Origin of the sequence: Thalassomonas sp. RHCl1 (assembly GCF_947387555.1) — a bacterium.
Taxonomy (GTDB): domain Bacteria; phylum Pseudomonadota; class Gammaproteobacteria; order Enterobacterales; family Alteromonadaceae; genus Thalassomonas.
Genome location: NZ_CANDNZ010000010.1, coordinates 102,124 through 128,550, shown reverse-complemented (window position 1 = coordinate 128,550; position 26,427 = coordinate 102,124). Strand labels below are relative to the sequence as shown.

24 protein-coding genes are annotated in these 26,427 nt (G+C 47.8%); 13 read left to right on the top strand and 11 right to left on the bottom strand.

The genetic code is table 11. The features are described from left to right. Nucleotides 1–31: 31 nt before the first annotated feature. From QL234_RS23655 to QL234_RS23620, 8 genes are all read right to left on the bottom strand, one after another. Nucleotides 32–292, bottom strand: a complete 261-nt coding sequence (locus QL234_RS23655) for a RebB family R body protein (protein WP_044830408.1) — start codon at nucleotides 290–292, stop codon at nucleotides 32–34. A gap of 68 nt (nucleotides 293–360) precedes the next feature. Beyond that, nucleotides 361–621: a RebB family R body protein gene (locus QL234_RS23650; RefSeq protein WP_044830407.1), complete on the bottom strand. Its 261-nt coding sequence runs from the start codon at nucleotides 619–621 to the stop codon at nucleotides 361–363. A gap of 141 nt (nucleotides 622–762) precedes the next feature. Further along, nucleotides 763–1,023 carry a RebB family R body protein gene (locus QL234_RS23645; protein WP_281560233.1) on the bottom strand — a complete coding sequence of 87 codons (261 nt, stop codon included), beginning with the start codon at nucleotides 1,021–1,023 and terminating at the stop codon, nucleotides 763–765. A gap of 104 nt (nucleotides 1,024–1,127) precedes the next feature. Beyond that, nucleotides 1,128–1,349: a RebB family R body protein gene (locus QL234_RS23640; protein WP_084692416.1), complete on the bottom strand. Its 222-nt coding sequence runs from the start codon at nucleotides 1,347–1,349 to the stop codon at nucleotides 1,128–1,130. Nucleotides 1,350–1,570: 221 nt separating this feature from the next. Beyond that, nucleotides 1,571–3,043 (bottom strand): AraC family transcriptional regulator, encoded by a 1,473-nt coding sequence (locus QL234_RS23635; RefSeq protein ID WP_281560232.1) that lies wholly within the window; start codon nucleotides 3,041–3,043, stop codon nucleotides 1,571–1,573. A 750-nt stretch (nucleotides 3,044–3,793) separates the two neighbouring features. Further along, a complete protein-coding gene (locus tag QL234_RS23630) occupies nucleotides 3,794–5,305 on the bottom strand; it encodes an AraC family transcriptional regulator (RefSeq protein WP_281560231.1) in 1,512 nt (503 codons plus the stop codon). Nucleotides 5,306–6,088: 783 nt separating this feature from the next. After that, nucleotides 6,089–7,288 carry a DUF4785 domain-containing protein gene (locus QL234_RS23625; protein ID WP_281560230.1) on the bottom strand — a complete coding sequence of 400 codons (1,200 nt, stop codon included), beginning with the start codon at nucleotides 7,286–7,288 and terminating at the stop codon, nucleotides 6,089–6,091. 9 nt (nucleotides 7,289–7,297) lie between these two features. Continuing rightward, on the bottom strand, nucleotides 7,298–8,155 hold the full coding sequence (locus QL234_RS23620) for a hypothetical protein (RefSeq protein ID WP_281560229.1): 858 nt from the start codon (nucleotides 8,153–8,155) through the stop codon (nucleotides 7,298–7,300). Between the two features lie 484 nt (nucleotides 8,156–8,639). Between QL234_RS23620 and QL234_RS23615 the strand changes: the two genes are divergently transcribed. From QL234_RS23615 to dsbC, 5 genes are all read left to right on the top strand, one after another. Beyond that, nucleotides 8,640–11,243, top strand: coding sequence for a reprolysin-like metallopeptidase (locus QL234_RS23615; protein ID WP_281560228.1), 2,604 nt, complete (start codon nucleotides 8,640–8,642; stop codon nucleotides 11,241–11,243). After that, nucleotides 11,240–11,596 (top strand): hypothetical protein, encoded by a 357-nt coding sequence (locus tag QL234_RS23610; RefSeq protein WP_281560227.1) that lies wholly within the window; start codon nucleotides 11,240–11,242, stop codon nucleotides 11,594–11,596. The genes QL234_RS23615 and QL234_RS23610 overlap by 4 nt, the downstream gene beginning before the upstream one ends. Nucleotides 11,597–11,879: 283 nt before the next feature. Continuing rightward, the gene (locus QL234_RS23605) at nucleotides 11,880–12,584 is read left to right on the top strand and encodes a nucleoside-binding protein (protein WP_281560226.1); all 705 of its coding nucleotides are present in this window, start codon (nucleotides 11,880–11,882) and stop codon (nucleotides 12,582–12,584) included. A gap of 90 nt (nucleotides 12,585–12,674) precedes the next feature. Beyond that, nucleotides 12,675–14,597, top strand: coding sequence for a methyl-accepting chemotaxis protein (locus tag QL234_RS23600; RefSeq protein WP_281560225.1), 1,923 nt, complete (start codon nucleotides 12,675–12,677; stop codon nucleotides 14,595–14,597). Between the two features lie 242 nt (nucleotides 14,598–14,839). Then, the gene (gene dsbC / locus QL234_RS23595) at nucleotides 14,840–15,574 is read left to right on the top strand and encodes a bifunctional protein-disulfide isomerase/oxidoreductase DsbC (RefSeq protein ID WP_160298201.1); all 735 of its coding nucleotides are present in this window, start codon (nucleotides 14,840–14,842) and stop codon (nucleotides 15,572–15,574) included. A 143-nt stretch (nucleotides 15,575–15,717) separates the two neighbouring features. Here dsbC and QL234_RS23590 read toward each other — a convergent pair whose 3' ends face one another. Next, a complete protein-coding gene (locus tag QL234_RS23590) occupies nucleotides 15,718–18,225 on the bottom strand; it encodes a winged helix-turn-helix domain-containing protein (protein ID WP_281560224.1) in 2,508 nt (835 codons plus the stop codon). A 263-nt stretch (nucleotides 18,226–18,488) separates the two neighbouring features. Here QL234_RS23590 and QL234_RS23585 point away from each other — a divergent pair, with 263 nt between their 5' ends. From QL234_RS23585 to QL234_RS23570, 4 genes are all read left to right on the top strand, one after another. Beyond that, nucleotides 18,489–19,217 carry a cytochrome c biogenesis protein CcdA gene (locus QL234_RS23585; RefSeq protein WP_281560223.1) on the top strand — a complete coding sequence of 243 codons (729 nt, stop codon included), beginning with the start codon at nucleotides 18,489–18,491 and terminating at the stop codon, nucleotides 19,215–19,217. Between the two features lie 357 nt (nucleotides 19,218–19,574). Next, nucleotides 19,575–20,117 carry a TlpA disulfide reductase family protein gene (locus QL234_RS23580; protein ID WP_281560222.1) on the top strand — a complete coding sequence of 181 codons (543 nt, stop codon included), beginning with the start codon at nucleotides 19,575–19,577 and terminating at the stop codon, nucleotides 20,115–20,117. A 20-nt stretch (nucleotides 20,118–20,137) separates the two neighbouring features. Then, nucleotides 20,138–20,650 (top strand): redoxin domain-containing protein, encoded by a 513-nt coding sequence (locus QL234_RS23575; protein WP_281560221.1) that lies wholly within the window; start codon nucleotides 20,138–20,140, stop codon nucleotides 20,648–20,650. Beyond that, entirely contained in the window at nucleotides 20,647–21,270 is a 624-nt protein-coding gene (locus tag QL234_RS23570; protein WP_281560220.1) for a TlpA disulfide reductase family protein, read from the top strand. The genes QL234_RS23575 and QL234_RS23570 overlap by 4 nt, the downstream gene beginning before the upstream one ends. Before the next feature lie 81 nt (nucleotides 21,271–21,351). Here QL234_RS23570 and ltaE read toward each other — a convergent pair whose 3' ends face one another. Next, nucleotides 21,352–22,365, bottom strand: a complete 1,014-nt coding sequence (gene ltaE, locus QL234_RS23565; protein ID WP_281560219.1) for a low-specificity L-threonine aldolase — start codon at nucleotides 22,363–22,365, stop codon at nucleotides 21,352–21,354. Nucleotides 22,366–22,592: 227 nt separating this feature from the next. On the opposite strand from ltaE, the gene QL234_RS23560 reads away from it, so the two are divergent. From QL234_RS23560 to QL234_RS23550, 3 genes are all read left to right on the top strand, one after another. Then, complete coding sequence (locus QL234_RS23560; protein WP_281560218.1) at nucleotides 22,593–22,763, top strand: hypothetical protein; 171 nt, start codon at nucleotides 22,593–22,595, stop codon at nucleotides 22,761–22,763. Nucleotides 22,764–23,146: 383 nt separating this feature from the next. After that, nucleotides 23,147–23,572 carry a hypothetical protein gene (locus tag QL234_RS23555; protein ID WP_281560217.1) on the top strand — a complete coding sequence of 142 codons (426 nt, stop codon included), beginning with the start codon at nucleotides 23,147–23,149 and terminating at the stop codon, nucleotides 23,570–23,572. Nucleotides 23,573–23,596: 24 nt separating this feature from the next. Next, on the top strand, nucleotides 23,597–24,169 hold the full coding sequence (locus tag QL234_RS23550) for an SOS response-associated peptidase (RefSeq protein ID WP_281560216.1): 573 nt from the start codon (nucleotides 23,597–23,599) through the stop codon (nucleotides 24,167–24,169). Nucleotides 24,170–24,196: 27 nt separating this feature from the next. On the opposite strand, the gene QL234_RS23545 is transcribed toward QL234_RS23550, so the two are convergent. Then, on the bottom strand, nucleotides 24,197–24,934 hold the full coding sequence (locus tag QL234_RS23545; protein WP_281560215.1) for a transporter substrate-binding domain-containing protein: 738 nt from the start codon (nucleotides 24,932–24,934) through the stop codon (nucleotides 24,197–24,199). A 282-nt stretch (nucleotides 24,935–25,216) separates the two neighbouring features. On the opposite strand from QL234_RS23545, the gene QL234_RS23540 reads away from it, so the two are divergent. Beyond that, nucleotides 25,217–26,389, top strand: coding sequence for a heparan-alpha-glucosaminide N-acetyltransferase domain-containing protein (locus QL234_RS23540; protein ID WP_281560214.1), 1,173 nt, complete (start codon nucleotides 25,217–25,219; stop codon nucleotides 26,387–26,389). Nucleotides 26,390–26,427: the final 38 nt, after the last annotated feature.

Sequence of the window (26,427 nt, the reverse complement as noted above, 5' to 3'; positions counted from 1 at the left end):
GCAGGGCTTGCCCGTCAGACCAGGTCTAGCCTTAGTCTTTTTCGATAATGCCTTCAGCACTACGGCCGATAACTGAGCCGCCGATAGACATTAATGAGTTAACACCTTGCACTGTTGCTGCCTGCATGGTGATTTGTGCCTGCTGCTGCGCTGCTGTGGCATTGTGCGCCGCATTACCTAATGCCTGGCTGGTAGACATTAGTAAGTTACCCATGGCCATCGCCGGAGTTTCACCTACAACTTTGGTGTTTACTTGTGTGACTGAGTCGGTAACCTGTTCATTTACTGGCATAATTTTTCCTTATTTTATCGTTGGTTGATTAGTTATATTTTCAGGGTATTCAGGGAACGAGTCGGGCATTAACCTTTCTCGATAATGCCTTCAGCACTGCGACCGACAACTGAGCCGCCGATAGACATTAATGAGTTAACACCTTGTACCGTAGCGGCCTGCATGGTGATTTGCGCTTGTTGCTGTGCAGCGGTGGCGTTATGAGCGGCATTGCCCAGCGCCTGGCTGGTAGCCATTAGCAGGTTACCCATGGCCATGGCCGGAGTTTCGCCGACAACTTTAGTGTTTACCTGAGTGACTGAATCAGTAATTTGCTCGTTAACTGGCATAATGTTTTCCTTGTTTTAACATCAAAGTAATTTGATTTTTTGCTATGAAATGCTCATCGCCGGGCGATGAATCTTTTGCCGACAAAAGCCGTGGCAGGTTGGCTAAAAAACCTGGCGACGACCTTTGTCAGCGAAAGTCGGTTAGCCTTTTTCCAGAATCTCTTCTGAACCACGACCGACAACGGCGCTGCCGGTTGCCAATAAGGAGTTCACTCCCTGAACGGTGGCGGCTTGCATGACGATCTGACCTTGCTGGTTAGCGCCGGTGGCATTAAGCGCGGAAGTACCTAATGCTTGTCCGGTAGACATCAGCAGGTTACCTGTGGCCATGGCCGGTGAGTCGCCGACAACCTGGGTATTTACCTGGGTAACTGAGTCCGTGATTTGATCGTTTACTGGCATAATATTCTCCTGTTTATTTACTGTTCGTTCTGGTGTTGCACTGACAACTTGCTGTTATTCAGGGCCTGATACCTGCGCCTTACCCTGCGGGCATCAGCCCGGAATTATTTTTTGGCATAAGCGGCGCCTAATGCCTGTAACATCCCGGCACATACCGATGTGCTGGTATTGATGATCATGTTGTGTTGCTGCTGGGCAAAGGTGGCATTATGGGCAGCGTTGCCCAGTGCCTGGGCCGTTGCCTGCACCAGCATAGATCTTGATATTGCAGGGGCGTATTGACTGACAAGTGCGTTACATACATCGCTTGGTGATTGGTCACTCATATCCTTTTCTCCCCGTGTTTAAGATGGTGAAATGGTATAAGTTTGCTTTGGTGAGATATCGGCTTATCTTACGGATAAATGCTGTAAACCGGCTAAGTTACTTTATTTGCTTAAAAAAGTTCGAATAACCCGGTGCTGACCGGGTTATTTTTATGTTCAGGATGAAGGGTATGTCTTGAGTTCATGCATGAACAGGAAAGACGATAGCTTGGGGGCAAAAGTTAATTTACCGGTGGCCTGGCATGGCTGAGGGCGCTTTTAAATGCCCTTGGGGTGCAGTCGGTAAAACGTTTAAAAGCTTTTTCAAAATGGCTGATATCGCCAAAACCGGATTTTTCGGCAACGTCACTGACCCTGGCCAGGGGGGTGCTGATAAATAATCGCCGGGCTTTTTCTATTTTCAGCTCGGTAATGATTTGCTTATAGCTGTTGTTGAGCTGGCTTTTAAACAAGGCGCACAGGTGGGAAGCGCTGATGCCCAGCTGGTCCGCCAGCTGCTGCAAGCTCACTTGCGAACAATAATTCTCGGCGATATAACACAGGGCTTGCTGCAGGGCCGGGTGCAAATCATCAAAAGCCTGGTGGTTTTTATTGATGATTTGGGTGATTAAGTCGGGGATGAACGGTGATTTTGCTCCCGGCCCTGAGCCGGCTTTATTTGCTGCGGGCACCGTTTTGCTTGTGGCCTTGTCTGGTGCTGGCCTCATCTCCGGCGCACTGTGATGCAGATCTGTTAACTGTATCGGGTTAGAGCCAGCCAAGGTTAATAAGCGGATAAGCACACGTTCGAGTTGTTGATAATTGCCCGGCCAGTGATAGCGGCAAAAGGCTTCTTTGACGTGCTCACTTAAGCTTTGCTCCGGATACAGGCGATGGCGGTTCATTAACTTTTCTACGATTTCGGGAATATCCTGTTTTCTTTCATTTAAAGGGGCAAGCTGGATATTCAGGTAGTTAAGTTTGAGATAAAGCTGGCGAGAAAACTCCCCCGATATCACCTGGCGTGTCAGTGAACGGGTTGTCGAAATCAGAAACCTGATGTGTTTTTCAGTTTTATCGTTAACGCTTTGTTGTGCCTGTATTAATTGTGTCAGCAGCAACTGTTGCGGCAAGGGGAGTTCATCTATGGCATGGAGAAAGAGGCTGCCGCCGCGTCCCTGTTCGAAGCAGCGGCTGATATTTTTTTCAAAGGCGCTCAGGCAGGGGGTTGAGCAGTCGATTTCAATAAAAGGCTGGTGCTTTAGCGTGCTGTTGTAGTGGATGGCGCTGGCGACGGAAAGCTTTTCACTGCCGAACTCTCCGCGGATGATCACCGGACAGCGTGTGCTGGCGGCAATTTCAATAAAAGCGTCCAGTTTCAGGGTGTGATCGCTGTAAGGGGTGATATTAACGGTTTTTCCCAAATAATGATTGGATAAGGTTGTTGCCTGGTAACGTTTAATGATCAATGCCAGTTTTTTGGTGACGCAGTTGAATTTTTGCAGCTCACTCCGGGATAACGTTTGCGGTTGCACCAGGTGAAGCATGCCTATGCTGGTGTTGTGATAAATAATCGGGAAGCTGGCATAGACGGGGCGGCTTTTCCGGGAAGACGGCGGTAATACCCGGGTTTTTTGTGCAAGCATGCCGCAGGTATAAACCTCAACCCTGGCGCCGGTGATCTTGTTGGCAGCTAAGGTGGCATTGATATTCATTGTAAGCAGATCCGGTATTTGGCACGGAGTTTTTGGGGGCTGTTGCATTACTTTAGGCTCCTTGTATTTCTGGTTTTGGCCTTGAGTCCTTTTGTGGTGAAGGTTTGCAGCGAGGGGCTGGTGATTGCCTGACTCCCGGGACTTGTTATTGTTGTTTTTTGGGAATTTCGGCTTAATCCGGGCTGAGGTATTTTCCAGAGGTGCGAATGCTGTTGGCCGGAAAATGCCGTCAGTTGATGATGTTACGGATAATGATAGGCTTTAAGAAGCTTAGTGGTTTGTTGTCTGAAAGAGCAGCTGTCGAAGCGGCAGGGATTGCTTGTTTGCAGCAGTAGGTCTGGCTGTTCAATAAGCCCTTGCGCAAAATCTTCACCGGGTCGGTATAAAAATGGCAAGGGCTTTTTCTGCTTGCTGTTGTCAGTGGATAAAGGTTTGATGATTGAATAAAGCATGTATATCTCGACTTTGTTGCTATCGATAAAGCAAGAATGCGCTTTCATGGTATTTTTACTAGTAAATAACGGACCAGGTTTAGCACAAAAACGACGGCGGGCAGGAGAGAATGTTATTAACTGTTAACAGATGTTCTTTTTCATGTCGGGGGCTTGTGCTTGTTGGAAAAATGCTTTAGTCCATTTCTGCCTGAGTCGGTTGTTATCGCGGGGCGTCGCCGGGGTTGATATTGGGGAGAGCGGTTGGTGCTGTCAGCGCCCCGGCCGTGAGCTGCGGGGCGTGACTGGCCTGCTGGAGTTAAGTATTGCTGTTCTTATATTCTCTTGGTGTCATCTGGGTGTAACGTTTAAATATTTTTTCAAAATGGCTTAAATCGCCAAAGCCGACATCAAGCGAAACATCGGTGATCCTGGCATGCGGGCTGCTGATAAAGATCTGCTTGGCCCGCTCGATTCTCAGCTCAGACACTATCTGTTTGAAACTTTGCTTTAAGTAGAACTTAAACAAATAAGATAAGTGGGAAGGACTGATAAAGGCATTTTGCGCCAGCTCGGGCAGGGAGATGCTGTTACAGTAGTTTTCTGCCAGGTATTTCAGGGCTTTTTGCAAACCGGTATGCAAGCGGGAAAACTGCTGATAGTCTTTATTGAGCAGGCAGGGGATCAGCTCAAACGGCAGGGTATCTGCGCTGCTTTTGGCGGTTAATGCTTGCGAAACCCGGCTGGTCAACAGTTCCGGGGCATGTTTTTCCAGCTCGCTGCGGTTGATCGGGTTGGCGGAGCTTAAGGTCATTAACCGGGCGACGACCCGTTCGAGCTCGGCATGGTTGCCCGGCCAGTGGTATTCCGAGAGGATTTTTTTTACTTCATCGCAAAAACCCTGCTCTTCGAATAATTTATATTTCTCCAGTAATTTCTCCAGGATAAAGGGGATATCTTCCTTACGCTCATTCAGGGAGGGGATACGGATCGCCAGGAAATTGAATTTTTCATGCAAGTGCCGGGAGAATTCGTTATTTTTGATCATTTCTGTCAGATCCCGGGTGGTGGACACCATCAGGCGGACATTGGTGACATTTTTAACTTTAATACCGGATAAGCCGGGCTCTGTGCTGGCGGCCAGCAGCTCGGTTAACAGGTTTTGCTGCGGGAAAGACAGCTCATCGATGCCGTGCAGGAAGATGCTGCCCCCCTGGGCTTTTTCAAAGCTGATGATGAGGTTACGCTGAAATTCTTCTGTGCTCGGGGTAGAGCAGTTGATTTCGATAAAAGGTTTATACCTTAACTGGCTGTTGTAGTGGATGGCGCTGGCGACAGAGAGCTTTTCACTGCCAAATTCGCCGTTGATGATCACCGGATAGGACGTACTGGAGGCTTTTTCAATAAAAGCATCCAGTTTGAGTACGTGCTCGCTGTAGCCGGTTAAGGACAGATCTTTGCCCAGAAAGCGGCTCGATAAGGTCGTTGCCTGATGGCGTTTGATCAACAGGGCCAGTTTTTTGGTGATAAAAGGCAGATGGCTTTCATCATATTCCTGGGGCTGCTGGGATTGGTGCAGGTGCAGATCGCCTATTTTAGTTCTTTGGTAGAGGATCGGATAGGAAATGCCCGGGTTCTTCAGGGTTTGTCGTCCTTGCCCGAAAGTAAAGTCCAGCGGGGTATCCGTTTGGGTATGTAACTCTGTTTTATATAATTGAATTGCCGCATCTTTAAAATTTGCATTACTCAAAGTGGAGTTAATTTGTTGCATTAGAGGATGTTGGTTGGCGCAAGTATTTCTTGTTGAAGAAAATTCTAAAAAGTCAGGCATGAGTAAGGTTCCATTTATTACTACAATTAAATTGACGTCGAACAGAAGCAGATGGGTAACTTGGCGCCGGGATTAGCCGGGAGTTGACTGAATACTGCAAATAGACAGGTTGAGTTTGATGTCACCTTGTTTATTGTTTTAGTTGTTCACTATAAGTTATACATCTACTGCAATTCGGCACTGCAAAAACTAATGTCTAAATTAATTGATAACCAAGGGCATTAATCGGTCTAATGTATGGTTAAATCAGGCATTATTATGGGAGTCATTTTCTATGATGCCGGTTTCGTTCATTTGCATCTTTTAGCCATGTAAGCCTGTTGTTTATCACTCATTTTTTTTTACTGCTTTTCCATTAATGGTGAGGGCTTAATTAATTAAGTTTGCCTCCTTTTTAGTCTGTATTGTTGAGGAAAAATTCATTTTATTATTGCCTGGCTGAACCGGGAGTGCCCCTCGGGGACTTTATTTCGCTTGTTTGTAGGTGCTAACTTTCCGTAAATCAGAGGGATAACCGTGATAAATCCGGGGGGTTAAATTATCTCCCGTCACCTTGTGTTCAAACACAAGGAAAGCGTTTCCAGGCGATAGCATCACACTACCTTATTTAGTGCTTTGGGGGTATTACCATTTATTACTTTGGGCTTATTTTACCAATGCAAGTGTAAGGGATTTATTGGGAGGAAATAAGGAGATGAATGGCATCATGAAAAGTTTTCATTTTGCCATCAGCAAAAACGGCTTAAATCATTAAGCCGTTATTTTTTCGATAGGGCTTAGTCCTTATTGCTGGGCCAAGAGTGCCATCCGGCTTTGATCCATCAGGCGCAGGTTTTCCACCTTGTAGGGGGCTTTAACGCCGGCATCCGCCAGGATAGTTGTATCAAAGTTGAGCGCGACTTTATGGCTGCCGGGCTCGAGGTAATAGGCGGAGCGGCTTAACATTACCCGGGTGAGTTGTCCGCGGCTGTCGGTACCGGAAACCAGGGCGCTGACTTCGTAGCGGCCTTCACTGGCAACTTCTAAGGCGACCAGGGCCTGATCGTTAAGCACCTCAACTGCACCTGTCAGCTGTGCGGTTTGCCTGGCCACGGCAAAAGCAACTTTACCGTTGCGTTTTATCCGGGTGCCGTTATCGGTTGCCTGGGAGCTCAGGTGCAATTCATATAACTTTCCTAACGGCGCCGTTTCGAGTCCCTGCGGTACTTCCACCCGGTACTGACCGTCTTTTACCGCCAAGTTAACCGGCTGCTTTTCACCGGAAGGCAGTTTAATGAAGGCCTGATGAGAGCTGTCGGCTAATACCTGGTCATCGCGGTAGATACCGGCATTAAAGTGCAGGGTTTCACCGCTTAGGTAACTTTGCTTGGGCAGGGCCACTTGCAGTTTATGGGCCGAGCCTTTTTCTTTGACATTGATGATATAACGCTGGTTATTATCCAGGGCCTGGGTCACTCTGAGGTTAAACTTGCCTGCTCCCAGCGTCTTGTTTAATTTTACCGCGCTGGAGTTGGGGAAGATGTTGGCCGTTGCCAGCTGCTCTTGGGTGACCGACTGGCTAAAAGGGCTGCTGAGCTTGTTGTTATCTTTGCTCAGCTCCAGGTGTGCCGGATCTATCGATTGCATGGCGCTATCAATGGCGGTGCTTCTTTTGCCCGATAAACGGATCAGCGCCCCCGGTTGGCTGACGCTCACGGCTATGCCGCGATTGAGCTCTTTGCCGCTGACTTCAAACCAATATTCGTCACTGCTGCTGTTATAGGCCTGCGGCGCCAGTTTCAGCTGGCTGTCGGCGCTGATTCTCTGGCTGTAATGTACTGCTTGTTGTTCTACTTTGTGCTCGGGTAAAGCGATGGTGACTAAGTCTTGTTCCGTTGTTTTTACGCTGTCGCCGATTTTTACTAAGGAAGAAGCACTCAGTTGCCCACAGAGCATGATGCTGGTTGCACTTAACAGACCGATGGTTAATTTAGATAATTTCATTTTTGTCCCTTAGATATCGTTTCTTATTATTTTGTCCAGGCTAAAACAGGTGCGGCGGCTTTGCTGGTGGCTGAGCGGCTCCCTGCCGTCGGTTTTGTCTTTGTCTTTAAACCAGGTGGTGCCGGCGGCGCTTTGGGAAGAACAGTTTAAAAAGCCGTCGGAGCAGGAATCCAGCCAGTTTTGCGTGGTTTCCAGTGCGACCTGGTTTTGGTAACCGCCGCAGTAACTGTCGCTGTCCCAGATGGCCGAGTCGACATCTGAGCCGACCACGGATTTAAAGGTGGATGGCAGGCTCGGGCGTCCGCTGGTGCCGTAAAGCCAGGTATCGTTGTAATAAGCCATCCAGCTTTCCTGTTGCTGTATGACTGCATCCGAGTCGTAGCCCAATAACCAGCCCAGGGTGGACTCAAACACATTGCCTTGTATCGCCGCATCCGCGAGCGGGGTGCCGCCGCTGGAAGGGGCAAGGGCGATGGTTTTACTGACCTTGTTGATGATGCCGGGATAGCGGCTGTCGTAGGTGGGGTTGGATAAAATCCAGCGGGCGACATTGCCGCCGTTGGAGTGGGTGATCAGGACCAGGTCGGTGATATTTTGCTGGCTGATAAAGCTGTTGAGCTGGTCTGCCAGGCAGCCGGCGGCTTTTTCATCCCACATGTATTGGTCAAAGTCACAGTTGATCACTGTGTATTTGCTGGCATCGGCTAAGCCCTTGTTGACAGAATTAACAAAGTCTCCGGTCCAGTAGTCATTGTAGGCGTCGGTCTGGGAGCCTGTGCCGTGGACAAAGGCGAGTCCCTGGGTTGCGTATACCGGACTGGAGGCCAGTAGGCAACCTATGATTGCTCCTGCTGTTTTTTTCAACATTGTCTTCCTCGTTGCATTTTCAATAATTTGTAATTGTTTGTTTTTATATGTTTTATTTTTATATTTGCCACAGGTTTGAGGTCAAACCTCTTACCTGTGGTGCTAGAGATTTTTAGCATTAATAAATGGCAACAACAAGGGAAATCTTGTTTGTTTTTTGATCTGTTGTGGGTTGTTATTTGAGCGTATGTATTAAGTATTCACTCTAATGGCTGGCCAGTTCATCAGTGGCGGAAGGTGAAGAAATTTTATTTTTTGACCCCTTGTTTGATTGCCGGAAAAAAACGGGCTGAATTTTTTTCCTGGCTGATATTTTTCGGATGAAAATTTATACAGGTTTTCGGCCGGTAATTATTGCCGGGGCGGGGGATTATCGGAATTTTCGTAAAACCGTAATTTAAGGTTTTGTTTTAGCTGGTGAAATGGTATTCCTAATAACTAGCAACTATAGTGAAAGTTATCATTAATAGGGACGATTCAGTAGATGAATAATAATACCAATAAGGTGCTAGCAACCATTGGCGTTTGGCTGTTTACCGTTTTTTCAAGCTTTGCCGGTGATGAAAGCCGTGCTGTGAGTCAATTTTCTCAGTGGACAGATACCCCGACAGCCAGTCTATTTTCCTCTGCGTCCGGCAAAAGCCGGCAGCTCAAAGCCGATATTGTCCCGTTAAGGCAATTATTACTGAGCGGGCGGCAAGATATAGTGATCACTTTGCCTTTACCCGACGGTTTGCAAGCGGATTTTCGCTTAACTCCGTCCCGGGTGACGGCGCCCGGCCTGTTGGAAAAATATCCGGCTATCCGTACCTTTAGCGGCTATCAGATTGATAAGCCTGCCAATCATGGCCGCTTTGATATCAGTCCCCGGGGATTTTACGGTATGTTTCGTTATGAGGGGGAGACGGTTTATATCGATCCTCAGGGAAACAATAGCCTGCCGGGAGATGAGCGTTATGTCAGCTATAGCCATAAAAACAGGCAAATACCCGCCGCCGGGCAGATGCCCCGTTTTTCTCCGAAAAAAGAGCCGGGGCAAACAAGTGCAAAACTTGCACTTTTAAACCGTGAAAACCAGATCCTGCAGGCACAAACCCGGATGAGAACCTACCGCCTGGCGATCTCTGCCACCGGTGAATATACCCAGTATCATGGCGGCACCAAGGAATTGGCGCTGGCCGCCCTGGTCACTTTGGTCAACCGCCTGAATGTTGTTTACCAGCGGGATCTGGCGATCTCTCTGGAGTTGGTGGCGGGCAATGACGCCATTATTTACACCGATGCCGCCAGCGATCCATTTGCCAACGACAGTTTCGACGGCGGTTTAAACACCGCGGTGATCGATGAGGCCATCGGCAGTGACAATTATGATATCGGCCATGTGGTTAATACCGATGGCGGCGGCCTGGCCGGTTACGGCGTGGTGTGTAACGGTTCGCGTAAAGGCGACGGCATTACCGGCAGTCCTTCCCCCGAGGGAGATGCCTTTTATATTGATTTTGTCGCCCATGAAATCGGTCATCAGTTCAGGGCGGATCATACCTTTAACGGCCTGGCCGGTTCCTGTGATGATAACCGTGAAGCCGATGCCGCCTATGAGCCCGGCAGTGCCTCTACCATTATGGGTTATGCCGGTATTTGCACTAACCAGAATCTGCAATCTAACTCAGATGCCTATTTTCATACCCATTCTATCAGCCAGATCTCTGCCTTTATCACTTCCGGGGTTGGCAGCAACTGCGGTACTGATGAAGTGCTGACCAATAATGATCCGGTTGCCGATGCCGGAGCGGATTACAGCATACCGGCGCAAACCCCTTTCATCCTTAAAGGCAGTGCCAGTGATGAGGATAGTGGTGACAGCCTGAGTTACAGCTGGGAGCAATATGATCTCGGCTCTGCCAGCAGCAATGTTAATCAGATGGTGGATGACGGGCAAAGGCCGTTGTTTCGGGCCTGGTCGCCGGTTTCGGACAGCAGCCGCACTTTTCCGCGGTTAACGGATGTCCTCGACGGTGAAACCACGATAGGTGAAACTTATGCCACTACCAGTCGGGAGCTGAATTTTCGCCTGGTGGTACGCGACGATAACGGCGGGGTATCCACCGACAGCATGACGGTCAATGTTATTGATACTTCAGAGGCTTTTGCTGTGACCGAACCGGGTGCCTCAAGTCAGTGGACCACGAGTATCCAGCAGGTGAGCTGGGATCCGGCATCGACTTCGCAGGCACCTATTAGTTGTGATGTCGTCAACATTGATTTGTCGGTTGACGGCGGGACAAGTTTCTTCACCACCTTACTGGAAAATACCGCCAATGACGGCAGCGCGGAAGTGGTCGTGCCCAACCTTAACTCAAGCCAGGGGCGGGTAAGGGTTTCTTGTGTTGATAATATCTTTTTTGCTATCAGCGCGGGGGATTTTAGTCTGGAGATCAGCGACAGCGTAGAAGAGCTGATCATTGTCGGACAAGAGGTTTTGAATATTATTGAAGACGGCAACATTACTTTGACGACAGCGCATTTTACCTATGGCGGACTCAGTGCCGACAGTATCCGGGTGCTGGAAGGAGAAAATTATAGTGTTGAAGGAAACAAGGTGTTGCCCGATGCCGACTATAGCGGCGAACTCAGTGTCGGTGTGATCGCTTCGAGGGGTAATATCGACAGCGAAACATTTACTGCAACCATCTCGGTCACTGAGGTCAATGATGCCCCCGAGGGCAATGATGACAGTTATACCGTCAACGAAGACAGCAGCGCCAATGCACTGGATGTGCTCGCCAATGACAAAGATAGCGACAGCGGCGACAGCTTGTCCCTTGATAGTTTTGTTTACAGTGGCAGCGGCTCGGTCAGCATTGTAGATAATAAATTGAGTTATTCGCCCGTTGCTGATTTTACCGGCACTGATAGCTTAACTTATACCTTGAGTGACTCGGCAGGAGCCCAGGCCTCGGCAAATGTCACCATAAGTGTCAGTGCGGCCAGTAGCGGCGGTGGCGGCTCTTCGGGAGGGGCTGCTGCCTGGTTATTGTTTTTACTTGCTTTACTAAATCTCAGGAGCTTGAGAGCGGGGGCTGAATGAAATCGTTGATAGTGATTCTTTTCGTTGGATTGTTATCCGGGTGCAGCAAAAGTAATGTGGCGGGGCCGGTGGAAAAAGCACAAAGTAACGTGGCGCAGGCGATAGAACAGGCGCTGAAAAATCAGGATTTTCGCTTATATGCCAGTACCGGACGTAGCCTGGTATTACCGGGGATCAGCGGCGCCGGGCGAAAAAAAGCGCTGGCATTGTGCGGCCATAAACCGATGAAGGGCACGGGGGATGTGATCAAGCAGGAAAAGCAAAGGGGGGAGATGAAAAAAAAGTTTGCCTTTATGGCGGAATATAACCGCAGGATGCTGGAGATCTGTCAGCAAAAAAAGGGCAAGGCATAGAATAATAAAAACAATTTTCTCAAGTTTATTGCCGGAATTGTCGATAGATAAGAAGCAGCATCAGTTATCTAAATTGTTATTTAATAATTAATGCTATGTTATAGGAAATGATTGCTTGGATAAAATTGTTGTTATTGTTGGAAAATTTGCAGGTTTTAGTGTTGTTGTATCGTAAAATAAAATATAACTTGGCTAAGTCACTAATTATTATGGCCTTAAGTTAGCCTGTTAATCAGGGAACGAATTAAACAACTTTTTTATTACCTACCTTTGAGGATTTTTGATGAAATATTTACCGTTATTTTTATGCTTGTTTGTGGGGGCCAATGCCCAGGCTAAGACCAACTGGTCAGATTTTAGCTTAACTTATTTGAATGGCAGTAATTATGAGTTAGGGGATGAACATAGAAAGGTATATACCTTTGAACATGTTGCCGGCACCACCTGGGGCGACAGCTTTTTGTTTGTTGACCGCCTGGAATCCGATAACGGTGATAATGAAACCTATGCCGAGTGGCAGCCCCGTTATAAGCTTACTGATCTGGATAACGGTGTGGTCACCAGCCTTTACCTTGCCGGTATGGTGGAAATGGACTCGGTTTCCCCCAAAGGAGGAGAGGGTTTTAGTTTTACCAACTACCTGGCGGGGTTTGGCTCAGACATCAAAATTCCCGGCTTTGATTTTTTCCAGGCCAATGTTTACCACAGAGAAAATGAATTAGGCGACGATAACTATCAAACCACCCTGGTGTGGGGCTTGCCGCTGGGGGCGCTTTATTTTGACGGTTTTATTGATTATGCCTCAAGCAATGATGAACTTGCCACCAGCTTTAATATGACGTCCCAGTTAAAATATGACGTTGCGCCACAGCTTGGCCTGACATCAAAACTTTATTTCGGGGTCGAGTACGTGTACTGGAACAATAAATTTGGTGTCCAGGGCGTTGATGAAAGAAATGTTAACTTACTGGTTAAATATCACTTCTAAGATCAGTTCTGCTACCTGTTAGTTGTAGCCATGATTGCCGACAGGATCGGCAATCATCATTATGCTGTTAGGGATGTAAGGAAAACTGTCATGCTCCAATTAAATATTCGCCGTAAAGTTGTATTAACCACTTTAATTTTCATGGTGCTGGCAATCCTTTTTGTCAGTGTTTTTGCGCTCAGATCCAGCCATTCGATTATTCTTGAAGGGACTTTGGAGCGTGAATTACCTGCCGCGCTGGGGGAAGTTGCCAACAAACTCGATGCCCAGTTGCTATTGCCGATCACGGTATCACAGGTCATGGCCACTAACAGTGATTACCAGCAATTTATCCGCAGCGGCGAAAATGAAGCCGAACATGGCAAAGTCGCCGATTATCTGACCCAGATTAAGAATGAATTTAATTCCATTACCGCTTTTTATGTCTCCGCCAGAACCGGGCAGTATTTTACCCCGGACGGTTTATTTAAAACCCTGTCAAAAGATAGCGATAAAGATCAGTGGTTTTACGGCTTTATGCGCAGCGGACAGCAATATGAACTCAGTCTGGATATTGATGAAGCGACCCAGATCCCGACCTTGTTTATTAATTACCTGATGAAGGTCGACGGCAGTCCCAGCGCCGTTGCCGGGGTTGGTTTGTCGTTGGAAAATATGTCCCAGAGTATCCGCCAGTACCGTATCGGCGAACAGGGACTGATCTTTTTAGCCGATGAAAAAGGGGTGATTAAACTCCATCCCAATACCAAGTATATCGGTAAAAATATCACCAGTTTAGGGGTGGAAGATGCCGGTGCTTTATTGACTAAAACGGATTTTGCCGCCACCGAATATGAAAATAATGGCGTCGAGATGTTGGTGGCCAGCCGTTATATTCCCGCCATCGGCTGGCACCTGATTGCCGAGGTGCCTACCGAAGAAGTGTTCGGTGCCCTGGATGAAGTGACCTGGTCCCTGGTCGTGATGGGGCTGGTGATCGCGGTGATTTCCGTGGTGATCAGCGCCGGGGTTATTCACCGTTTGATTGCGCCGTTTGGCCAGCTGGCTGAAATGCTGGAGCAAATAGGCAAAGGCGGCGGCGATTTAACCCAGCGCCTGGATGACAGCCGCCATGATGAAGCCGGGCGTATGGCCAAAGGTTATAACCAGTTTGTGACCTATTTAGCCGAGTTGTTGCAGCGGGTTTCAAGTACAGGCAACGAACTTTATAGTGCTATTGAGCGTATCGATAACCAGGCAAAAACCATGGAGTCGGATATTGTCGAGCAGGTGGGGAAAATCGAACAAATTGCTACCGCCATGCATGAAATGGGCATGACCGCAGAAGAGATTGCCGCCAGTGCCAATAATGCCGCGGAAAATGCCCAGACTGCCGATAGCGCGGTGCAGCAGGGCAGCGATTCGGTGCAGCAGACTATTTCCAGTGTTACCGAGATGAGTGAGCAGTTACAAAATACCAGCGCCACCATCAGCCAGCTGGCGGAAGATGCCAACTCTATCGATACCGTGCTGGAAGTGATCCGCAGCGTATCCGAGCAAACTAACCTATTGGCGTTAAATGCCGCCATCGAAGCGGCCCGTGCCGGCGAGCAGGGGCGGGGTTTTGCCGTGGTGGCGGATGAGGTCAGAACCCTGGCGTCACGCAGCCACCAGTCTACCGAAGAAATCCGCACCATTATCGAGAAGCTGCAGACAAAAACCCGTGAGGTGGTCAATGCCATTGCCCAAAGTACCGAGCTTAGCGGCAACAGCCAGCAGGAAGCCAGTTATTCCGGTGATCATATTCACAGCATAGCGGACAACATTACCGTGATGAATGATATGAACCTGCAGATAGCGACGGCAACCGGAGAGCAGTCTAAGGTGGTGGGGGAAATTAATCCCCATGTTACCGCGATTGCCGATATTTCCCGGGAAAACAGTGAGGTGGTTAAGCAAACCTCCGATGATTGCGGCAATCTCAGGGATATGGCGCTGCAGTTAAACGAGCTGGTGTCGCGTTTTAAGTTTTAAGTTTATTACTCTTTAAGCAAGCCCTGGCAGTGTTTCAGCTATTTGGGCTTGCTCTTGCCAATCCTGCCTTTCCCCTTATTTTTCCTTGATTGCATCCTGTTTCGTTCATTGATTTATATTTAGACATATTTTGTAAAATAAATGTAATTGATAAAGCTGCCTTTCCCGGCCAGATATCGGGTATACTCCGGATTATTGTCACGAATTCCAGCTTATAACAACAAGGAGAAAAGAAAATGCGTATGGAAAAACTAGCATTACTGTTATCGGTTTTTTTAACGGGTAACGCTTTGGCGGCAAACTTATCCGAGTTTGCCACGCAGCGCCTGGCGGCGATGAATTTGCAGGTAGAAGAAGTCAGTGAGTCTACCATTCCCGGTTTTATGCAGGTTGTCACCGGGCAAGGGCTGTTTTATGTCTCCAATGACGGCAAACAGTTGCTGCAGGGGAATTTGTTCAATATCGAATCTGACAGACCGGTTAATTTAACCGAGCAGAAGTTATCCCAGCTCAGGGTCGCCGGTATCAATAAGCTTGAGTCCGGCTTAGTGACTTTCCCGGCAAAAGATGAAAAGTACCGTATTTCTGTTTTCACCGATACCAGCTGTGGTTATTGCGGTAAATTGCATCAGGAGATGCAAGGGTATAATGACCTCGGCATCACTGTGCAATATCTTGCTTTTCCAAGGGGCGGTCAGCGCTCACCGGCTTTTCAGGATTTAGCCAGTGTCTGGTGCGCCAAAGATCAGCAGTCGGCGATGACGGCGATGCAGGCGGGGGGCAGCAAAGCCGAGCAGCAACCTTTGTGTCAGGCGCCGATAGAAGAGCATTATCAGTTTGGCGTACGCTCCGGTGTTGACAGTACGCCGACGATCGTACTGGAAAACGGCATGTTATTACCCGGCTACCGCAACCCCGAAGATTTACTGGCCTTGCTGAAAAGAGCTGAAATCGCACAGTTGGCTGAAAAAGGCTAATCCTTTGGCTTAACTGCCGGACGGGGTGTTTCTGTGTCCTGTCGTTTAAAGCATAATGCTCGGGTATCCTGAAATTATGCTTTAACACTCTCTTCCCGAATATTTTGTCTCGCGGGCAAACTATGGTGAGCAAGCTAAGGCTGTTACTTTTGATGTGCCGATGTCGTTAATTGAATGACGCTGTCGATATTCTCGGTATTCCATAAATCGTCACAGTAGTTTTGATGAGAGCTCATTTCTTCGCCCAGTATGACTTTTTCAAGTTTGAGCTTGCCATCATTTTTCAGTCCCTGATGGTACAGGGATAACCTTTTTTCATCGGCCTGGCTCCAGCGCTCGCTAAACCTTGTTTTGGTGAGCATAAGGGTTTGATGGGCTTGTGAGAGGTTATCCAGTTCATAATAAGCGCGTGCTAAATAAATATTTGCCAGGTAACTGTCGGTCACGTTCGCGGCCAGGGAGACGACTTTCTGCCACTGCTCAAGCTTAATGTATTCGTCCAGCAAGGAAACCTGGGCATATCGGATGGATACCGGATAGCCTTGTTGCCGGTAAGTTTTTAGCGCCAACTCTATATGCCCGATGGCTTGTGACGACAACCCGGACTCTGAATAGGCCCAGGCCAATAATAAATGGCTGTCGGCGGTGATTGAACCGGAGCTGATAGCTGCATATTTTTCGATATTGGTTTTAAAGCCTTCGATGGCGCTGGCTAAAAATGCTTTTGCCCGGCTCCCTTCATTGTTGATGCCTTGATCCAACGCCGAAAAAGCATAAAAAAAGTAGCTGCGTTGTGCCCTGTGGGGATCATTGAGGGGATCGAGTAAAGCGATCGCCTGTTCAAGTGCCTGACGGGCCAGCTCTCCCTTATGATATTGAATAAAAAAGTAACCGATATAATTTAAGGTATCGATCAGATCAAGCCGGTTGCCGGTTTCAATAAATAAGGTTTTTGCCTGCTCCAGTGCCTCAAGGCGTTTTTTTACATCGAAGTAGTAGTTTTGGCCGATGGCCAGCAGGGTCAGGGCTTCGCCTCTTTTGTTGCCTAACTCCCGATAATATTTCAGCGCCTGCTCCAGTTTGGGCTGGTTTTGCCTGAGATTAACATCAGGATCTGTTTCCAGGCCGATATTGGTGGGGCTGCCCAGATAATATAAGGCATCCGCTTCGTTTTGCAGCGAGGCAAAAGGACGGCTTAATTCATCCGCCTGACTCAGCAAGGCGTGCCTTTGTTTGTTATCCCCCAATAGTTGGAAGTACTTTGCCTTGCTGCGTATTAACTGGGCTCTTTGATAACGCAGGGATTTATCCTTTGTTAATGCCAGCCCCTGCTTAAGTAACGTCTCGACTTCGTCGAGCCTGTGCTGTTGTATCAATAATTTTGCCAGGCCTAGATAGACGCTGCTGCCAAGAAAGGCATCTTGTGATAATGCCGGGACCGCAAGTAATTGCCGGTAATAGGCTTGCGCTTGCTCAAACTCTGCCAGCAGGGACAGGGTATCGGCCAGCTTAACGGTGGCGGCGAGATTGCCGGGTTCATTGAGCAAGGCTGCTTCAAAGTAACGTTTGGCTAATGTGGCGCCTTTCGTCTGCAGCGCCTGTGTGCCCTTGGCATAATCCTGCTGTGCGTCTTTGTTTTTAAAAAGCGCCAATGCCGCCTTGCCATCGGGAGATTGGCTTGTGCTTAAATGCTGTGCCACCTGGCTGATCAAGGAAGGTAAAGAGGAGGGCAGGTTAGGGAAACGGATGCTGCCGCTGGCAAAAACCCCTTTAAGATCATGGATACGATAATTGAAACGTAGGGCTTTACCGTCTTTATTAATGGTGGCGGCAATGGCATATTTGGCATTGATGCTACCGAGCAAGCCTGAAATCTGTTCGCTGTCGCTTAAGCGTTTATCCAGTTGGCGTATCGCCATTGCCCCCTGCAAGTGGTAGCTGGGAATTACCTGTAGCGGGATAAATTTTCTTAACCCCTGGGCGAACATGTCGGAATAGCCCAGTTCCAGCCATTGCAGCTTGCTGTCGCCGGTGTCGTTGATAAAAGGTAATACCGCGACTTCGGCCTTGCTGGCTGCTAAAGGCGCTTGCGGGGTATCTTTTACCGGCCAAAAAAAGACAGTGATAAAGAGGGCGAAAGCCAGTGCCAGAAAAGCCGCTGCTTTTATTTTAAGTCCGGGTTTACTTTGCCTCTCAGGCTGCGGGGAAAGGTTTGCTGCTTTTGCGCTTATCGGTTTTTCCGGGGCTTGTTGCTTGTTTTCACTTAGCTCAGGTGAAGTTCCACTTAGTTCTGGTTTCTCTGTTATCGGCGCACTTAACGCGACTTGGGGATAAATCCACTGATAACCTTTTAAGTGTACGGTGCGGATAAATTTTGGCGACTGGGCGGATTCAGCAAATAATTTGCGTAATTCCCTGATACTTTGCAGCAGGGAATTTTCCCTGAATTCTCCCTGCTGCCAGATGTTTTGTAATAACTCATCTTTGCTGACAACCCGCTCGCGGTTTTCTAATAAATAGAGCAGCACGTCGGCAACTTTTTTTCTTAAATACTGGCTGCCCGATTCCCGGTTGTCTGAGGGATCTTTTTGCCAGCTTAACTCACGGGTATCCGGATTGTAGGTAAAGATAGAAAACTGGTAACTGTGCATGTCTTGCTCTGGCCTGTCAGCTTAACCGGAATGATTGCCGTGATAGATGGCGATATGATACCGCCGGAGCAAGGGAAAAACAGTCTTTTTTTATTTTCCCCCTTTCTGCTGTGATTGTTAATAAAGTCAGTAATAATAAGGGCTACAGCGTTTTTTTAGCTAAATTTCAGGAAAATATAAGGTAAATATCAGCTTGCTGGCATAAGTTTTATCCCGTTTTTCCCCATACTGGCGTCATCTTAAGTCATGAGTTGGTAGCCGTTATGGAAACCTTTATAGAAACAAGCATAGGGGCATATTTAAGCGCCGGGCAGTTCTCCTTTATCAGTCTGGTCATGGTTTATTTTGCCGGTTTACTCACCAGCACCACGCCATGTGTTTATCCTATGATCCCCATAACTGTCGGTGTGTTTTCCCTGGAAACCCGTCATCAAGCAGACAGTAAAACTGGCCGCGGAAAATTTTTCGGCCCTTTGGTTTATGTTGCCGGGCTGGCGCTGGTATATGGCAGCCTGGGTATTTTTGCGGCGGCCACAGGCAAAATGTTTGGTGAAATATCGACTTCTCCGCTGGGTTATATTCTGATAGCCAACCTCTGCTTTATTTTTGCCTTGTCGATGATGGGCTATCTGAAAATCCCCCAGTGGCATCCGGGGCAGCAGTGGCTGAGAAAACTGACTAACCCTTACCTGAGATTATTTTTTATCGGTGCGGCTTCCGGCTTAGTAGCGGCTCCCTGCACAGCACCGGTATTGGGCATGTTGCTTATGTATATCGCGACAACGGGTGACCTGGTTTATGGCGGCGTGCTGATGGTGATCTTTGCCTACGGTTTGGGCTCATTATTACTGCTGTTCGCCTTTTCTTCGCAATGGTTCTCCCGTTTACCCAAGTCCGGGCGCTGGCTCAATATCAGCAAGGTTTTTATGGCCTTGTTGATGGTTTTAACCGGGGAGTATTTTCTGACCGAAGCCGGAAAACTACTGTTTTGACTTTTATATACAGGACGTATGGTATTCCGCGGTGACAGGAGGTCAAAGAGCGGTAGAAATTACAGGACGTATGGTATTCCGCGGTGACAGGAGGTCAAAGAGCGGTAGAAATTACAGGACGTATGGTATTCCGCGGTGACAGGAGGCCAAAGAGCGGTAGAAAATACAGGACGTATGGTATTCCGCGGTGACAGGAGGTCAAAGAGCGGTAGAAATTACAGGACGTATGGTATTCCGCGGTGACAGGAGGTCAAAGAGCGGTAGAAATTACAGGACGTATGGTATTCCGCGGTGACAGGAGGCCAAAGCGCGGTGGAAACAACTTATTTTAACTTTATCGAAACCAAGGAAAAAGTAATGAAAGATGACCTTTTAAGCCAAATAAAAAACCTCCCCCGGGCTGTACGAAAAAAAGGGAGATTAGTGCTGAGTTCGGTGCTGCTGATATCAAGTTTCAGTTATACGGCAGCAGCCGGGCAAGGGCTGGCGGGTCAACAAGCCCCGGACTTTGCCCTGACAACACTGGCGGGGAAGTCGCTGGTATTGGAGCAGTCGCTTACTAAACCCGTTTATCTTAAGTTTTGGGCAACCTGGTGCAGTTATTGTGAAGAAGAAATGCCGCACCTGCAGCAGGTACATGACTTGTATGGCGAGCAGCTTGATGTGGTGGCGGTGAATGTCGGCATGAACGACTCCATTGCCAGGGTAAATAAGTTTATGGAAAAGCGTCGCTTGTCGGTACCCGTTAGCTTTGATGCGGTGGGGGAGCTGGTAGAAAAATTTCATGTCACCGGTACGCCGCAGCATATCCTGATCGATAAAACCGGGAAAATTATCCATAGGTCGGCGCTGATCACCGATGATTTACAGCAAAAAATACTAAACGCAATCAAAGATTAACCGGAAGCAATCAGGAGAGAATGATGTTTTTTAAAATGGTTTTACCCGTGTTTACCTTTAGCCTGGCGGCTGCTGTTGCCGCCGCTGAACTTGAAAGCGGCAGTCGGGCCCCGGTTTTATACAGTGAAAATATTAAGGGTGAAGCGGTTAACAGCGAAGAAATCCTAAAAAATAAAGCGCTTTATCTGCTGTTTTTTGATCCTTACCGGCCGCGGGGCATTAGCCGGTCATTGGCCTTATACCAGCAATATAAGGAGCAGATAGAATTTATTGCGCTGGCCCCTGCCATGAACAGCACCCTGGCGACAGTGACAAAAGCGGCAAATGAGCTCGGCATTGATTATCCGGTGGTTTTTGATGAAAACCATCAAATATCCCGTTTATTTCATGCCTGGCACCAGCCGACCCAGGTATTGATAGGACAGGACGGCAAGGTGAAGTTTTACAGCCAAAGCGCCGCCGATATTCAGCCGCAGATGGCAGCCCTGGCCTTTGCCGGACAAGAAGCGGCCATTAAGGAGAAGAGCGAATGAAACATTTAATGATTAAGGTTAAAGCCCCGGCTGGAAAAATGGCGCTGCTGCCCAGGTTTATGCTGCCCAGGGTTATGCTGTTTTGTTTGCTGTTGTTGAGCTTTTCCTTGGCTAAGCCGGTGTATGCCAACAACTTGCATGACCATTTGCGTCGTATATCGGCGTTGGAATTGGCGTCGGCAGTTCATGATAACTCCGGAATCAAAGCGCCCGGCATCCATGGGCAAACTTTAAAGAAAAAAGCGTTTGATTATAGTGGTGGCAGCGATAAGCCGCTGGTGCTGATGTTTGCCGACAGCCTATGTCCGTTGCCGCATTTTCCCAATTGTCAGCAAGAAATCGCCGAGTTTAATCGCCTGGCCCGAAAATATGCCGACAAATTGGATTGGTTACAAGTGGTGAAGGGTTACTATGTTGATGAAGCCCATGTAAAACGTTATATCGAAAGGTTTGCCATTACGGCGCCGAGTATCTGGGATCGGAAAAATAAAATATTTACCGACTATCAGGTCTTTGCAAACCCTTATGTGGTGGTGATAAACCGCCGGGGGGAGATAGTTTTTCGTAAAGACGACTTTAGCGCGGAGCTGGAAAGCCAGCTATTAACTTTGCTGAATTAACCTGGCTTAGTTGATATAACCTGTATCCTTGCGGGGCCGCCAGGGGGAAGCTTTTTCCCTGGCGGCTTTATTTTATCTGGATTAGCTCCTGATCAAGGAGATTAATGCGTTGATAAAAATATCTATATCCGCCTGTTGGACATCAGCATGGGTTACCAGCCTCATGGGATTCGCTGCTGTGATCAGGATGTTTTTGGCTTTTAACTGTTCGGCTAAGACCTTCATTTCTATATCACGACTGACTTTGGCAAATACCATATTGGTTTGAATATGTTCAAGGTTGACTGCAAAGCCTGCGATTTCATTGAGGCGTTTACCTAGATAACGGGCATTTTCATGGTCCAGCGCCAGATTTTTAGGATTTTCTTTCAGGGCTATCTCGGCCGCCGCCGCGAGTATACCTACCTGGCGCATGCCGCCGCCGAGCACTTTACGCCAGCGCCTGGCTTTAGCAATCAGCTCGCTTGAGCCTAACAATAAAGAGCCGATCGGTGCTCCCAGGCCCTTAGAAAGGCAAATGGTCATGGAATCAAAATGTTTTGCTATCTCAATAATATCAACATCTAACGCACTGGCTGCATTGTAAACCCGGGCACCGTCAAGGTGTAACTTTAAGCCATGTTCATTGACAAACTCCCGGGCTCTGGCCAGATAGTCCAGTGGCAGCACCTTACCATTAATGGTGTTTTCCAGACTGAGCAAGGTGGTTTTGGCAAAGTGCGGGTCTATGGGTTTGATTGCCGCGCGCAGCTTGTCGAAAGAGAGGGTACCGTCTTTTTCATTTTCTATCGGTTGCGGCTGGATTGAGCCCAATACCGCAGCGCCACCCCCTTCAAACTTGTAGTTATGGGCCTGTTGCCCGCATAAATACTCGTCTCCCCGCTCGCAGTGCGCCATCAGGCCGAGCAGGTTTGCCTGGGTGCCTGAACTGCAAAAAATTGCTGACGAAAAACCATGCCGCTTAGCCGCCCAGGTTTCAAGGGCATTTACCGTAGGGTCATCGCCATAGACATCATCACCGACATCGGCATTGGCCATTGCCTGGCGCATTTTGGCATCGGGACGGGTTACGGTATCTGAACGAAAATCTATCATAACTTTCCTTTTAGGTTGGCAGAGGGCAAATCAACGGATAACTATATCATTTATCAGAAAAGTTCAGGCAAAGATTTTTGATAAAAAGCTTGTTGTTTATTTTGTGTTAAATAAATGTTTGTTTTTCTTGACTTGGTATCTGGTGCTGGCTATGTTGAAAATTGCAAATAAGGAGCTATCTATTTGTGAATATTAAAGAAAAATAACAGAAGCATAAGGAGATTGAAATGAAATTGAAATTAAATAAAAAGAAGTTAAAAAACCTTTCTCAGGATAAAAAGCGTTTGCCTGCTGAAATGACTCCTCAAGTCGGAGGCGGTTTATCCGGCGAGCCTTGTCTGTTCACTTTTAATTATAAGTGTTATCCCGAATCTGCTCACGTGCTTCACTGCACTTAATTCTTTTTGGCCAGCACCCGGCTGTAAAAACTGTGGTTTGATTTCCAAATAACAGCCCCGCTTTCGGGGCTTTTTACATTCAGGATGTAGGTATGCCGCGGTGTCATGGATGACAAAGAGCGGCGACATTCAGGACGTATGTATGCCGCGGTGTCATGGATGATAAAGAGCGGCGACATTCAGGATGTAGGTATGCCGCGGTGTCATGGATGACAAAGAGCGGCGACGTTCAGGATGTAGGTATGCCGCGGGACAAAGAGCGGCGACACTCTGGATGTATGCCGCGGTGTCATGGACGTCAGGAAAGGGGATTTTTTTCGTTATTGGGATCCGGGCTAAGCTTTTGATAAAATGGGCAGGAAGAAATAAAGCGGATATATAAATTGATTTCAAAAAAAGTAAGAGAGTTTTTTGTCTCCTTAATGGAGGCAAGAGCACAGACAAGCTCAGACATTGGTGCCAGTGCCGTTGGCTACGATCCTGAAACCGAACAATACACCGGGGTTTTTAATCCTGCTGTGGTCAATAAGTTCATTGACGAAGGCGTGCTTGAACTGGTGGCCGACGAAAATGGTTTAACGACGATATTACTCAATAACCGATCTGATTTTTTAAGTGGTTTTGCTTCCGGCGTCAGTGAAGCTAAATTGGGGCGGGATCAGTATTATGCCGACTATAATGCCAACCCTTTTGCTTTTTCCGTCGGTTATGAGCATTTTCTGCAGATAAACAAGAAAAAACGCCCGATACCGGGTTATTTGTGTCATGGTTTTGTTGATGAACAAACCGGTGAAATTCATAAGCAATAGCATTGAATAAGTTAGGAAGAGGATATGTGTGGTCGTTTTAGTGTTATCAATGAGCACTTAAGTGCCCGGGTCAGCGACTTGCTGGGGATCAGTTACAGTACAACTACTAATACCGACCTGTGCCCAAGCCAGTTCATTTCTGCCATTGCCGCCGACGGCAACAGCTATCAGCAGGGAGAGCTGGTATGGGGCATTAAGCCGGACTGGGCTAAACGCCTGCTGATTAATGCCCAGGCTGAAACGGCGGCGCAAAAGACCACCTTTAAACAGGCCTATGCCAATAACCGTTGCCTGGTGCCCATGACCGGCTGGTATGAGTGGCGCACGGATAACCGGTCCAATAAAAAAGAAAAGTTTCTGTTCACTCATGTCCGGGAACAACCGCTGTTTATGGCGGCCTTGTGGTTTGCCGGACAGCCCAATCAATTGGTTACCCTGACAACCAAGCCAAATGATCTCTGTGCTTTATACCATAAACGTATGCCGCTATTGGTTTTACCTGAGCATATCGACTATTGGCTCAGAGGGGCTCCGGCGCAGCTGGAGCCTTTGCTTGGTGCCGTTGATGATCACCTGATTAAGGTTGAAGCGGCATAAAGTATTTGCACTTATTTTGTCGTGATTTCATGTTAACGGTGATAAAAACTCTGCCAGATATTCTGTCTTGAGCCGCTCAATTTCGCCGTTTTCTCTCATGGCTTTGATAATAGAGGTGATTTGAGGGATCAGCGCCTGATGCTTTTTATGCAGATAGTGATATAAGTGTCTTTTGATAAAGGGCGGCTGCAGTAATTTGATGTTTTTAAGTTGTAATTTGTTAATGGCGACCTGGCCTTCCAGGCTTGAGGTGATTGCGATATCGATACGGCCGCCGGCTAACAATAAAAATAATTGCCTATTGCTAGCCACTAACTGGCGTTTCATTTCCCGGGTATATTGCTCGGCAAATTTAGTCCCCCGGCGTAAGCCGATAATATAGGTGGATAAACCGTTTTTTTCATCCGGTGCCAGGGTGCCTGAGCGGATAAACATGCTGCCTTCTAAGATATTAATCGGCACCGGGATCATACGTAAATTAGTATATTCCCCGCTGATGCCGGCGATCCTGTTTACTTCACCGTCGAGCTGACCGCTATTGGCGCTGATAAGAGATCTGGCGGCAGGCTGTTGCAGTACCCGGGTTTGGATACCTAAACGCCGGTATGCCCGATTGAGTATGCGGGCAGAAAGTTCTGCAAGGGGATCGTCCGGGGATGAAAAAATCAAGGTTGCCGGCTGGGGGCGATCTGTTATTTGCCGGGCAAACACGATATCGGCGGTGAGTAAATTCAGCAGCAAACAGCACAGTAAAGGTTTGATCATAAGAGAAATTTAGTTACCGCCTGATTTCTATTGAAATTCATGCTCTGCCTGTTATCTTAGCCCAACAAGATTATATACATAAAGGGATTTTATGTTTGTTGAATTTCGTTTGCCGATTTTTCCTGCCTAAATTGCCCCTGGTGAATCCCATAATCATGGATCTAATGTGCTGTTAATTTTGTTTTAGCTTGTTCGGCCACTTTTTAGCTGTGGCCAAATGAATAAAGGATTATTTATCTGCCCGCTTGTGTTACCCGGGCGGAGACCATTTGGAGGTTGTATATGAGAACAAATCGAATCGAGTCTATTGATATCTTGCGTGGGGTGGTCATGTTGTTGATGGCCCTGGATCATGTCCGGGATTATTATTTCAGGGATACTTTTTATTACGACCCCATGGATCTGGAGCAAACCTCACTGGCAATATTTTTTACCCGTTTTGTCACCCATTTTTGTGCTCCTGTATTTATTTTTTTAGCCGGTACCTCGGCTTTTTTTATGGCGCAAAGAATGCCGTTAAAAGACTTGTCGGCCTGGCTGCTCAAACGGGGGATCTGGCTGGTGATTCTGGAAGTGACCTTAGTCAAATTCGGCTGGGACTTTAATATTCATTATACGGAAACCAATTTACAGGTGATTTGGGTGCTGGGTATTTCCATGATCTTGCTCGCCGGTTTTATTCATTTACCCCACAAGCTCGGACTTAGCCTGGCGTTGCTGATGGTGGCCGGCCACAATCTGTTTGATGGTGTCAGTCCGCAGCTGGGCACTTTATGGTCGAATATCTGGATTTTCCTGCATCACAGGGATGTCATTCGTTTTGACGATATGACATTGGTGGTTGCCTATCCCATTGTGCCCTGGGCCGGGGTGATGTTGCTGGGCTATTATTTTGGCCGCATTTACCGCCAGGATTTCAGTCAGGCAAACAGGCTGAAATTATTGTCTCAGCTGGCCGCTTTTTCGATCGTGACGTTTTTCGTGTTGCGCTATTTTAACCTCTATGGCGATGCCCGTTTATGGCAGCAGATGGCAACGCCGGCCATGAGTTTGATGTCATTTTTTAATGTCAGTAAATATCCGCCGTCGCTGTTATATCTGCTGGTGACTCTGGGGCCGGCCTTTTTGTTGCTGGCCGCCCTGGAAAAAGTGCAAGGCCGCTGGACTGTGCCCCTGATCAAGATAGGACGGGTGCCTATGTTCTATTACCTGCTGCATCTTTATGTGATCCATCTCGGTGCTATGCTGGTGGCGGTGTTGCAGGGTTATGATGCTTCGGTGATGGTGCTGGATCATTTTATCGGCATGGTGACTGAGTTGCGTGGTTATGGCGTGGATTTAGCCAGTACCTATCTGATCTGGATCTTTATTGTCTTGCTGATGTATCCCTTGTGCCATTGCTATGATAACTATAAACGCCGCCATCCGGAAAAGGCCTGGCTCAGCTATTTGTAGAAAGGGAATTTAAAAAAAGAGTAAATTGCAGAGCAACG